Origin of the sequence: Mesonia ostreae (genome assembly GCF_031845265.1) — a bacterium.
GTDB classification, from domain to species: Bacteria; Bacteroidota; Bacteroidia; order Flavobacteriales; family Flavobacteriaceae; genus Mesonia; species Mesonia ostreae.
Genome location: NZ_JAVRBG010000005.1, coordinates 209,156 through 221,087, shown reverse-complemented (window position 1 = coordinate 221,087; position 11,932 = coordinate 209,156). Strand labels below are relative to the sequence as shown.

Annotated in this window: 10 protein-coding genes; 8 read left to right on the top strand and 2 right to left on the bottom strand. The window is 33.9% G+C overall.

Annotated elements, in window-relative coordinates:
* Positions 1–86: 86 nt before the first annotated feature.
* The 3 genes from RLT85_RS07155 to RLT85_RS07145 are packed head-to-tail and all read left to right on the top strand — an operon-like array spanning position 87 to position 1,717.
* On the top strand, positions 87–365 hold the full coding sequence (locus RLT85_RS07155) for a helix-turn-helix domain-containing protein (RefSeq protein ID WP_025743375.1): 279 nt from the start codon (positions 87–89) through the stop codon (positions 363–365).
* Positions 366–371: 6 nt separating this feature from the next.
* Positions 372–1,058, top strand: coding sequence for a hypothetical protein (locus tag RLT85_RS07150; protein WP_025743374.1), 687 nt, complete (start codon positions 372–374; stop codon positions 1,056–1,058).
* Entirely contained in the window at positions 1,055–1,717 is a 663-nt protein-coding gene (locus tag RLT85_RS07145) for a P-loop NTPase family protein (RefSeq protein ID WP_110355858.1), read from the top strand. Before RLT85_RS07150 ends, RLT85_RS07145 begins: the two co-directional genes overlap by 4 nt.
* A 2-nt stretch (positions 1,718–1,719) precedes the next feature.
* Here RLT85_RS07145 and RLT85_RS07140 read toward each other — a convergent pair whose 3' ends face one another.
* Entirely contained in the window at positions 1,720–2,145 is a 426-nt protein-coding gene (locus RLT85_RS07140) for an exodeoxyribonuclease X C-terminal domain-containing protein (protein WP_027126737.1), read from the bottom strand.
* Positions 2,146–2,323: 178 nt separating this feature from the next.
* On the opposite strand from RLT85_RS07140, the gene RLT85_RS07135 reads away from it, so the two are divergent.
* The 3 genes from RLT85_RS07135 to RLT85_RS07125 are packed head-to-tail and all read left to right on the top strand — an operon-like array spanning position 2,324 to position 8,037.
* Complete coding sequence (locus RLT85_RS07135) at positions 2,324–4,495, top strand: ATP-dependent nuclease (protein ID WP_311401341.1); 2,172 nt, start codon at positions 2,324–2,326, stop codon at positions 4,493–4,495.
* Positions 4,492–6,267, top strand: a complete 1,776-nt coding sequence (locus tag RLT85_RS07130; protein ID WP_027126735.1) for an ATP-dependent helicase — start codon at positions 4,492–4,494, stop codon at positions 6,265–6,267. Before RLT85_RS07135 ends, RLT85_RS07130 begins: the two co-directional genes overlap by 4 nt.
* A gap of 60 nt (positions 6,268–6,327) precedes the next feature.
* The gene (locus RLT85_RS07125; RefSeq protein ID WP_027126734.1) at positions 6,328–8,037 is read left to right on the top strand and encodes a hypothetical protein; all 1,710 of its coding nucleotides are present in this window, start codon (positions 6,328–6,330) and stop codon (positions 8,035–8,037) included.
* A 72-nt stretch (positions 8,038–8,109) separates the two neighbouring features.
* Here RLT85_RS07125 and RLT85_RS07120 read toward each other — a convergent pair whose 3' ends face one another.
* A complete protein-coding gene (locus RLT85_RS07120) occupies positions 8,110–8,775 on the bottom strand; it encodes an N-acetylmuramoyl-L-alanine amidase family protein (protein WP_035479736.1) in 666 nt (221 codons plus the stop codon).
* A 166-nt stretch (positions 8,776–8,941) separates the two neighbouring features.
* Between RLT85_RS07120 and RLT85_RS07115 the strand changes: the two genes are divergently transcribed.
* Both RLT85_RS07115 and RLT85_RS07110 read left to right on the top strand, forming a co-directional pair.
* A complete protein-coding gene (locus RLT85_RS07115; protein ID WP_025743366.1) occupies positions 8,942–9,229 on the top strand; it encodes a hypothetical protein in 288 nt (95 codons plus the stop codon).
* 270 nt (positions 9,230–9,499) lie between these two features.
* On the top strand, positions 9,500–11,902 hold the full coding sequence (locus RLT85_RS07110) for a TraG family conjugative transposon ATPase (RefSeq protein WP_025743365.1): 2,403 nt from the start codon (positions 9,500–9,502) through the stop codon (positions 11,900–11,902).
* The last annotated feature ends 30 nt before the right edge of the window (positions 11,903–11,932 follow it).

Genomic DNA, 11,932 nt, shown 5'->3' with positions numbered 1-11,932 from the left:
AAGATTATAAGAAAATCTATTCTGGACAGCTCAAATTATTTTAATACCTCGTGGGCTTGCCCCGAGGTAGTTTATTCCGTTCTATTATGCCCACAAGTATTATTACCACAGACGACCTTCGAGAATTCAAAATGGAACTGCTCGATGATATCAAGGAACTACTCAATAGCCAATCTGGTCATATTACCAAAAGGTGGCTAAAATCCCCTGAAGTAAAAAAGCTTTTGGGAATCTCTTCTGGCACGTTACAGAATTTAAGAATTAATGGCACATTGCCCTACACCAAAGTAGGGGGTGTACTCTATTACGATTACGAAGAAATAATTAGCGTAATGGAAAATAATAAAGTTCATAACAAATTCTAAATCGTTTTGGAGCAGGTCAATTACATTAAGCACCTAAACGCTGTATTCTTACAATTCTCAAAGGATAGCCGTTTAAATCCCACGCACATAAGTTTGTACGTGGCATTGTTTCAATTATGGAACAACTATCACTTTCCGACAGAATTCTATATCAATCGAGAAGAAGCGATGCGGTTTTCCAAGATTGGTTCAAAAACTACCTACCATCGCTGCATCAAAGAACTACATCATTGGAAATACCTATTATACGAACCCTCACATAATCCATTTAAAGGCAGCAGAATCAAGATGTTCAATTTTGGGACAAGTGATGGACAAGCTCTGTACCCAAACCCTACCAATATCGGGACAAGCAATGGACAAGCGGTGGTATCTATAAACAAACATATACAAACAGGAAAAAACAAAGCAAATGATACTAAACTTGACAAGCCAAAAAATGAAAATGAAGTCATTGATTTTTTTGAAAAGGAAAATTGGCCAGAATTGGAAGCCAAAAAATTTTACAACCACTACCAAGGCATCGGTTGGAAAGTAGGTGGAAAAACAAAAATTGTCGATTGGCACGCCACAGCTCGAAACTGGATGATAAAGGCCGAAGAGCTAAAAGAAGAAAAAACAATGGTTGCAGTTAGCCAAAATACGGACAACCTAAAGACAAGTTCCAACAAAAATTATAATGAACCATTATGAATCCCCACAAACCACATATCATTACCGAGGGTAGCGTTCAATACACCTTGGGAGAACTGAAAGACAATCAAATGCTTTATGATTTTGATAAAATGCTAATTTATCTCAATGCCAAAGGAAAACTACTTTTTGGCAAGAAATTCAAAATTTTTGAAGAAGACCGTGATATTATATTCAAGCTCTGTAATTATTTTATCAGGGATGAAGCTAATTGCAAAAAATTAGACATCGACCGCGATAAAGGGATTTTGCTTTCTGGTCCTGTTGGTTGTGGAAAAACCAGTTTAATGAAACTGTTACGCCATATTGTGCCACATCAGAAATCGTATGAGGTTATACCCACACGAAACATTGCCTTTGCCTTTAATAATATTGGGTACACCATCATTGAAAATTACGGCGACAAAAAGTTTTATTGTTTTGATGATTTGGGTGTAGAACCCACCGGAAGGCATTTTGGAAAAGATTGTAATGTAATGGGCGAAATCTTACTTTCACGTTATGATTTATTTTTAAGTCATAAAACTAAAACACACGCAACTACAAACCTCAATGCTAAAGAACTGGAGGAACGTTATGGGAATAGGGTACGTTCAAGGATGCGACAACTGTTCAATTTAATTGCCTTTGATAAAAGCAGTCGTGATAAAAGGGATTAAATCTAATTTTGGTTTTCTTCCTCTAAAAGAAGTAGTTCGTGTATCATATCGCTTTCATCCAAATATTGAGCCAACCATTCTTGTTGGGAAAGCCAATTGATATACTCTTTATCAGATTCCCAAATAGCTTCAACATATTCCCCTCTATATTTACCGAAACTAAATTTCGTTCCAGAATCTTGTCCCTCAACTTCAGTATCGAACAATTTGTAATAGGTTTCTAATAAACCTTCTTCTCTACACCTGTAATACAGCCATTGTTTTTTATAGCCTTTGTATTGCCTTCTTTTTTCAAGATATTTTACCATTTCAACATCAGATAAGGCCTTAAATGAATTTCGTTTGGTTTTTGGTTTAAACAACCATCCAAAAGTCATCCCCAAAGTATTTTGAAGTACGTTCAAAAAGAAAATTGCAATTGCTCTCATTTTATTTGCACTAGAGTTTATAACACTCTAATTAGGCTTAATTTACGAAAAAAAACCAAAATTTTGACTTCCAGAAGTAAAGATATATTCTTAATAAAATTTTAACAATTTGTAGGAAACCGTAAGAATTTAAAAAGACATTTCAGTATATTTATAGGCGATTACGCTTAAAATATTAATGTTTAAAAAGCTAATGGGAAATCATTGGCTTTTTTATTGTTTCAAAATAATTATTATGCATATAAGTTCACTATCCATTAGGAATTTTAGAAATTTCTATAAATCAAAATTCATTTTTAAAAAAGGTATAAATACTATTTTAGGAGAAAACGGTTCAGGTAAAACCAATCTCTTTTTTGCTTTACGAGTTTTAATTGATGATAAACTTCCAAGATATATAAGATTTAATGAGTCTGACTTTAACCGAGGTCTGGGTAAATGGGCTGGACATTGGATAATTTTATCGGTTACTTTTGACGAACTGGATGCGAGTGAAGAAGCACAGGTACTGGCAGTACAATCTTCGGGAGATATGGAAGGCAGCAAAAAGACTGGAAGTTACTCGGTGTACTTTAGACCAAAATATCAGTTTAGAAAAGAATTATATGATTATTCACAAACCGCAGGTAAAAGTGTAGCAGGGCTTCAGCTTTTTTTTGATAAACTTACGATTGATGATTATGAAACGTCTTACTTATGCAGAGGCTCTGGAGATTTTAGTGATGACACTACCTATAAAAAGTATGTTGGCGATTTTGATGCTGTTGAATTCCCAAACCCAGATGATAAAGAAGAATTGATTTTTGGAACGTTTCTGCCGAGGGAAATAAGTGTGCACAACGAGGTTTCTTGTACGTTCATTAAAGCACTTCGAGATGTCGAAAGCGACTTACGTTCCTATTCTACTAATCCATTGATTAATTTATTACGAGGAAAGGAAAAAACTATTGAAGTTTCAAAACAAACGGACATCATTGATAGCGTTAACAAACTTAACGACCAAATTAGTTCTCTCAAAGAAGTAAAGGATGTGAAAGATGGAATTGACAAAAGTATTAAGGAAGCTGTGGGTACTACTTACGGCCCTAATATAGATGTCAAATCAGAACTTCCAAATGATATGGAAAAACTACTGCAATCACTCAAACTATGGGTTGGCGACCCAGATGAAGAAGGTTATATGGGTAAAATATGGGAGTTGAGTTTGGGAGGTGCAAATATGATTTACCTATCACTAAAGCTATTGGAGTATGAAAAAATCAGAACGGATAGAATTGCAAATTTTCTTTTAATAGAAGAACCAGAAGCACATATTCATACGCATATTCAAAAAACCCTTTTTGATAATGTGCAAACCAATAAAACACAGGTTATTATTTCAACGCATTCTACTCACATTTCATCTGTAAGCCGAATAAGTTCAGTAAATATTTTAAGCCGAGGAAATATGCAGACTTTGGTATATCAACCATCTAACAATCTTGATGATGATTATATAACAAGAGCCGAAAGGTACTTGGACGCCATAAGAAGCAACTTGCTTTTCGCGAAAGGCGTTGTTTTGGTTGAAGGCGATGCAGAACAGATTCTCATTCCTCAAATGTTTAAAAAAGTCTTTGGAATTTCGCTCGATGAAATTGGGATAAGTCTCGTAAACATTGGAAGTACAGGTTTTAAAAATGTTGCAAGGCTTTTCCATAAGGATAGAATTCAGAAAAACTGTGCCATACTAACTGACTTGGATGCCAGTATTGTCAATTTACCTGCAAATGAAGTTGATGATTCTGCTTATGAAAAACATTGTAGGGCATCGCAAATTAGTGGAGCTGAAAGAAAAAAGGAATTGGATAAATTTTGTGACAAAAACGACTTCTTGATTCCTTTTTACTCTAAATACACCTTTGAAGTTGATTTCCTTTTGAATGGGAATAGCCACGAATACGTACAATCACTTCCTGAAATTTTCAAACAACAAGCAGCTATTGATTCTTCAAAGAAAAAGTTAGAAGAAAAATCAGTTTCGATTGCAGGTGTAGAAGTTTTACGATTGGCTGATAAAAAAGGCAAAGGTTGGCTGGCGTTGGTTGTTGCAGATAATTTAGTTTACAATACTTATATTCCTGAATATATTTTGAAAGCCGTTGCTTTTGCATCTTCGCATTTAAATAATGCCTCTAAAGCTAAAACCGCTAAATACAGGTTACGAAAAATTAGTCGTAGTAAAAATGATAGTTATTACGATGTAGCAACAAAAATTAGTTTTAAGGATAAAGAAGACCAACAGGTTATTGATGACTATATAGCCAACTTTCCTAATGACCAATTTACTAAATTTTTATCGTTTATATGATTTTAGATACTTTAAGCGACCAACAAAAAGATGCCGTTGTTAAAGATGGAAATGTACTTCTTACAGCTTGCCCAGGAAGTGGAAAAACACGAGTGATTATTCATAAACTCGCTTATGCTCTAAAAAATATTGATGTAAACAGTAAACAAAGGATTGTCGCTCTAACTTTTACCGTAAGGGCTTCCGAAGAAATATATCGCAGATTAAACGCAATGGGAATTAATAGTAATCGGGTTTGGTCTGGCACTTTGCATTCATTTTGTCTCGAATGGATTATAAAACCCTATTCCTGTTATTTACCTGAACTTGAAAACGGCTATTTAATTGCCGATGAAACTTATGCCTCGGATATCATAAGTGAACTTAAAGAAAAGCATAAGTTAAAACCTATTGACCCGATTAATTTCAGATTCAATAGGGACGGCACATTTGCCGAACCAAAAACAATTCAAAAAAGAGTCCTTAAGGATTATCACGAAAGGCTACAAACAGAGAAGTTAATTGATTTTGAGCTTCTACTATACTATTCATACAAACTCTTAACCAAGCATCCTAAAATAAAAAAAACGTTATCGAACATTTTTAGCCTTATATGTGTTGATGAATATCAAGACACGCAAGATTTGCTTTACGCAATTATTTCGTCGATTGTAACAACTGGGGAAGGTAGCTCAAATCTATTTTTAGTAGGAGATACAGACCAAGCAATTTATGCATCTTTGGGTGGCATTGCCAAAAGTTTGGAAGAAATACAGGAAGAGTTAAACACTTTACCTATTGAGCAACTTACGCTTTCTGGAAATTATAGGTCCACACAAAGAATTATCGACTTTTACTCTATATTCCAGACAAACCCAATTAAAATTGAAGCTATTGGTACTAATAAAGACGTTGATAGTATAATAACGTACAATAACACCATTGACAAAGGATATTTAGTAGATGAAATTGGACGACTTATAGAGCATAGTTTAGATAATGGAATTCCAGAAGATGAAATATGCGTATTGGTTCCGCAATGGTGGTTAATAACTACTATCACAAAACAGTTGAGAGCTAAACTACCAGATGTAAATTTTGATGCTTCAGGTTTAGCACCAATGTCAAAAAATCGAAATAACATTTGGTATAAGTTATCGAGGTTGTTCTTAACGCAGCCACAACCAAAAATATATTCATTGCGATACAAATGGTGTTCTGAAGTAATTGAAAACTTTAAAGAACATACCAATACTGAATTCAGCGAACAATATCAAACAGAGCGAAATGTATTGAAATTGATTAACTCGATAACATCCAATGAAACTGAAGGTATCGATTATCTTAATGATTGTTTTGACCAGTTTTTAGAGGCTGTTGGGATTGACCAAACTATTTACGCACAACTTCTTATAAATAGGAAGACCTTTTTCGATGTAATAAAGAGCCGTCTTGAAGACCCAACGTTTCAAGTTCCAAGTGACATAGCATCATTTATGAGTTTTTATAGAGAAATGTCAGGCGTCGTCATCAATACTTGCGTTGGTGTTAAAGGAGAAGAATTTGAAACCGTTATTGCTTATGGTTTGCTAAATGGGTATATCCCACATTGGAATGACATTTTTACTGGAGACCCTGTTGCCGCTTCAAAAAAACTACTTTATGTTATCTGTTCAAGAGCCAAAACCAATTTACACTTGATATCAGAAACTGGCAGACAAACCAAAAAAGGAAACCCGTTAGAGATTACCCCAGAATTGCAAAATCTTAATTTTGAATTTGATGAAATATAAAAAATGTTGTAATCCATTTGTAACGATTTGAAAAATTAAGGATAGTGTTTTTAGGATAAAATGAAGAAAATAGATTTAGAGAAAAAATCATTAGAAATTCAAAAAATAATCTCTCGTTATACAAAAGAGAGCTTTGTATGTTTTTTTGCTGATTTTATTAGACACCATCCAGAAAGAAGCAATATTGGATTTTCAAAAAAATTCAAGTCAAAATTAAAAGATTCTTTATATCTGATAATGTTAAGACTCTCTACACCATTGGCAGGCAAGGAAGAACTTCATTATTCAGAAAAAAATGATTTAGTACTTCAGCAAGTTGCTGACATTCTTTTAGAGATAGTTAGTTTCTATTTATCAGAAAATTATGAGGGAAATGAATTTGATGAGATTTCTGATAAAAGACAAAAATTACTTGTTCACGAATTAGCATTCAAAAATTACTTTCAAAACGGAATATTAAATTATAGAGAACAAGAGGTAAATAAGGTTATTAGGATGTTTAAACCTTATCAAGATAAAATACAGGAAAGATTAGAAATCGATTTAAAAACCTTAATTAATTTATGCAATCATTCTGAATTAATTTATCGTGCAAAGTCAATAAATTCAAAGTCATTTATTTTAGACAAAGGCTTTGACAAACTGGCTCGACAATCTGCAAATGGATTATTAGCAGAGAATGAGTTTACAGATAAGCTGTTAGAACTTTCGAATGAGACCCAAGAAAGTTTTTTGAATTTTTTTGAGAAACCCCACCAATGTTTACTTTTTGCCAAACAAGATTTTCACCTCTCTTTTGAAGAAAAACATATTGATATTTTCTGTGGCTTATTTTCAATTGATATTAAAGATAATCATAGTAATTTATTTTATTCCCAACAAAATCCTTTAGAAAATAAACCGATTATAAGAATTAGTGATAATCAGTATTTAAACGTATATCAAAAACAATTGCCTTCAGCTCTATATGATTTACTTTATACCACGCTTACTCAAACAAAAAAGGAAAAAGAACAAGTAAATTTCCGTAGAGGAAAAGTTGTTTTGGAAAGCCATACTTTGGATATATTTAAAAAATTCTTCAAAAAATCAAAAAGGATTAAAATTTTCACCAACTATTACATAAACAACGAGCCAGAAGAAAAAGATATATTAATCCTTGTGGATAATAACGCCTATATCATTGAATGTAAGGCTTCAAGATATAGAGAACCACGAAGGGTTACGGAACAAGCATACCAAAGAATTAAATCTGACTTTAACGACTGTATTCAAAAAGGTTATGACCAATGCTATCAGGTTGAACAGGAATTGTTAAACAATGAAAAGGTTATTGTTAGCTTGAAAAATAAATCGGAGGTAATTATCACGAATGAAATTCACGAGATTTTTTGCATTGTAGTTACTTCAGAAAGATTTGCTTCCATACAAACCGATTTAGGATTAATGCTTAAAAGGAAAAATAATGAAGACCCTTACCCTTGGTCAATATATGTCGATGATTTAGAAACTTTTTTGAAAGTGCTTTACAATAGTTTCAGTAATCCATCCAGAAAGATTTTTAACTTTTTGGAGCATAGAGAATTACTACACGGAAGATTAATAACCAATGATGAATTGGATGTATGTGCTATGTTCCTAAAAGACCCAAAGAACTTCAAAGAAATATGTGAAAGTGAATATGTTGTTTTTACTGACCCAACCCTACAAAATTATTTTGACAAGTTATATTTTGACAAAAAACTAAAATTTAGGATTGAGGATTTTTAGTTTTAATTATCTCTTTGAAGATAGTTATAATAATCTTTCTAATGCTTTTTACAATTTCCATAAATATTTCCTTCATAACCCAACATTTAAATAGTTATACAATCCCATTAAAATGGCCAATGCCATTGCTCTTATATTTTTGGGCTTTAAAAAATAATCTGCTTCATCGGTGCTCGAAATAAAGCCCATTTCGATGAGTATAGCAGGGCGAATTTCGATATTTTCACGTAGCACTTGAAAATTTGCGAATCGAACTGCTCGTTTTTTAAAGTCCAATTTCAGAGTGCTTTCTTCCAAAATGGACAATCCCATTCCGATAGATTTCTTTATAAGTACTTCTTCATCGTTGGTATTATGCACGTAAATGTCCATTCCTTTTGCCGATGTGTTAGAGGCATTGCAATGTAACGATACAAACACATCAGCCTTTAAGCTTTCAGCTAATCGACTTCTATCGGATAAAGAAATTAAAGTGTCCATATATCTGGTCGAATACATATCAAACTCGTTATTTAAGAGGGTTTCATTTAGCCTTATAATCTCTTTGGCAATACTTAACGATACATCCTTTTCTTGAATACTATTTGTACCGATTGCACCAGTATCTTTTCCACCGTGTCCAGGGTCGATGATAATGACTTTTTGTTGACCGAAAATCACACAGAATTGTAGCATCAAAATCACAAAACTGACGTTTTTGGGCGTTACCCACTTCCAAAATTTTAGAGTTATCAACATCGCACTTTTCAATTTTCATAAAATTTGATACCAATTCGCATCAAATAAAAACAATTGACATCAAAACTTATTTTATTCACAATTTACTGATTATCAGTTCTTTGTATTGCAATATACACTATTTTTCAAATATCAAAATTGACGTAAAATCTAAATCACTTTGATTATGAAAAAATCACATTATGTAACCATCTTATCATTACTTATTTCAAGTACAACTTTTGCACAAATTGGAGGTATCGAAGATTCCGTAAACGATGTTTCTGATACTATCCGAACCATTTTCCCCATTATTTTGGGCGTTATCTTTTTAATTGGATTCCTATTTAATGCTGGACATTTCTTTGGCGAAAATGCCGATTTAAAAAAAGGGATTACCCGCGTACTGGTCTTTGTATTGATTGCGGGAGCAGTCGTGGGCATCTTTACGTACCTCATTAGCATCGTAGTGTAATGAAACGATTCGAGGTCTATAAAAACATACGCAAGCGAGCCGTGATTATGGGTCTGCCCATATCATTGTTCGCTTTAATGATGACCGTTGTTATCGGTTCATTGCTGTTCATCATCTTTTCGTTCAGCTTTACTGTTATCATTTCAGTATTTCTATTGAACGGTGCACTGTATATCGTATTGACTCACATTACCAAAAACCCTGCATTGATGCACATCAAAAAGGTATTCCCACAAACAATTAGTAACAAAAAAGGAAGTCGTCTGTACTATGAAGAAAATTAACCTATCGGCATATCATCCTATTTTGGATATTCAAGACCATATCGTGTTCGCTAATAACGGCAATGTGGTATTGGGCTATCAAGTGGACAATCCTGAAATCTATTCCCTCGCGGAAAAAGATTTTGAGGATATTCACGGTTCGTGGTTTCAAGCGTTTAAATCATTGCCTATTGCCACGGTTATCCACAAACAGGACATCTATCAGAAAGCTGAATATTTGGCGGAAGAACTTCCGAACAAAAGCTTTTTGCAACGTGCCACACACGATTATTTTAAAGGTCGGGAATTCATTAAACATTCTTCTTACCTATTCTTTATACTTCCGCACAACAAAGCTTTGAACGCACCGAAGTTTACCAACCCATTCCGCAAGGTCGAAAAGGGTATTCATAAGCAAATGGACCATAACGTTCAGGAATTTATTGCTTCTGTTAACGATGCCGTTTCCTTTGTAAATAACAGCCGGAAAGTGTCATTGATACCTTTGGGTATCGATAAAGTCTTGTCATTGACCAATGCTTATTTTAATGGATTCAACGAAGGATTTGATACCGACATTCTATTGAAAAAAGCGAATATTGAAATTGGCGACCATCATTTTGATGTGCTGGCCATCAATAGCGAATTGTGTTATGGCGATGTGGTTCAGAGTAGCAAGACCAATGATAAATTTACTTCGGACGACTTTGTATTCCACCAAGGATTTATTGACGGATTAGGGTTGAATCTCAATGAAAATCATATTGTCAACCAAATCATTTATTTGGATGATAAGCACAAATGGCGAAAGCTGTTGGACAAGAAAATTGAAGAACTCAAAAAGAGTTCCAATTTTGGAACACAGAACAAAGTCATCTTAAAGAAGATTGAAGACATTGTTACCAAAATCAATGAGGACGATAGTTCAAGAATTATTAGGGGTCATCTAAATATTATATTCTGGGATAAAGATGAAGCACAATTAGAAAGAATTGCTTCCAAAATAAAAACCGAATTCAAAGAATTGGATATAGTGCCTTATTATCCAAAAGGCGAAGAACGCAAGCAATATTTCTTAAACTCATATTGCTGTTTTACTTCCAATTTTTCTAATGAGGATTTATACGTAACCGATTTAAAACACGCTCTTTGCCTGTACATTAACAATACCAACTATCAGTCAGATGCCACAGGTGTCATCTTTAATGACAGACAACATAACATTCCTGTACTTAAAGATGTCTGGGATGAAAAGAAGAAACGCATCAAGGCAAGGAACTTTGCCATTTTCGCACCTACTGGAGAGGGAAAATCTTTTTTGGCAAACAATATTCTACGCCAATATTTTGAACAAAATGTTCGATTGGTCATTATTGATTTAGGTGGTTCATATTCAAAATTTGCCAAGCTCTATCCAGACGACCATATCATCCTTCGCTATGAACAGGGAAAAAATTTGGGTATCAATCCATTCTATATCTCTGATGTCAATGATTTGACACCAGAGCGATTGGAAGATTTGGCAATCTTCCTTTTAGAGCTCTTGGCTTCGGGCAAAGCAACGACTAAAGCTGAAGAAGTGGCGGTCAAAAAAGTACTTCGGTACTACTATCTACAAAATGTGGGTGGTACACATTCTTTGGAAAATTTATACCAGTTCGTTGATACAAAAAAAGACACCTTTTTAGAAGAACTACATATTCAAGAGCAACATTTCAACATCTACGATTTTCTGCACATTCTCTCTGAATATGTGGATGATGGCTTGTACAGCTTCCTGTTCAATGTAAGTGAAGACCAGACCTATAAAATTGAGGATAAAAGACTGATTGTTTTTGAACTTGATGAAGTAAAGGACAATAAGGAAATCCTTTCCGTAATGTTGAAGCTGATTAAATCTGCCATTCAAAGAACCATTTGGAGAAATAAAGCCGAGAGGGGAATCATCCTATTCGACGAGTTTGCCAAACAGCTCAAATTTGGAAATGTACTCGAAAGTGTAGAATTCTATTATCAAGCCATTAGAAAACAAAATGGAGCGATTGGGATTATACTGCAATCCATTAACCAATTGCCCAACAATTCCACATCGGCGAGTATTCTTGAAAACACCCAAGTAATTTACAGCCTTCGTAATGAAAAAGGCTATGCCGAATTAAAAAACAGGCTCAACCTTACCAGTCACGATTTAAACCAGTTAAAATCCATTCGTAACAACCTTACAGGAACACGAAAATATACCGAAATGTTCATCAAAATCGGAAAGGAAAGCAACATTTTCCGATTGGAAGTACCGCCCGAAGTCTTTGCTGCTTACCTCACGGATGGCAAAGAAAACGAAGACATTATGAAACATTTTGAAGAACACCAAAATATGGAGAAAGCCATTAAAATATTTATTAATTCTTAAAAATAAAAATTATGAGACACACTATCAGAA

What these genes read in the sequence shown, in the direction of transcription:
- RLT85_RS07155 (WP_025743375.1), top strand. Translation starts at nt 87, where the DNA reads ATGCCCACAAGTATTATTACCACAGACGACCTTCGAGAATTCAAAATG.
- RLT85_RS07145 (WP_110355858.1), top strand. Translation starts at nt 1,055, where the DNA reads ATGAATCCCCACAAACCACATATCATTACCGAGGGTAGCGTTCAATAC.
- RLT85_RS07140 (WP_027126737.1), bottom strand. Translation starts at nt 2,145, where the DNA reads ATGAGAGCAATTGCAATTTTCTTTTTGAACGTACTTCAAAATACTTTG.
- RLT85_RS07135 (WP_311401341.1), top strand. Translation starts at nt 2,324, where the DNA reads ATGTTTAAAAAGCTAATGGGAAATCATTGGCTTTTTTATTGTTTCAAA.
- RLT85_RS07130 (WP_027126735.1), top strand. Translation starts at nt 4,492, where the DNA reads ATGATTTTAGATACTTTAAGCGACCAACAAAAAGATGCCGTTGTTAAA.
- RLT85_RS07125 (WP_027126734.1), top strand. Translation starts at nt 6,328, where the DNA reads ATGAAGAAAATAGATTTAGAGAAAAAATCATTAGAAATTCAAAAAATA.
- RLT85_RS07120 (WP_035479736.1), bottom strand. Translation starts at nt 8,775, where the DNA reads ATGTTGATAACTCTAAAATTTTGGAAGTGGGTAACGCCCAAAAACGTC.
- RLT85_RS07115 (WP_025743366.1), top strand. Translation starts at nt 8,942, where the DNA reads ATGAAAAAATCACATTATGTAACCATCTTATCATTACTTATTTCAAGT.
- RLT85_RS07110 (WP_025743365.1), top strand. Translation starts at nt 9,500, where the DNA reads ATGAAGAAAATTAACCTATCGGCATATCATCCTATTTTGGATATTCAA.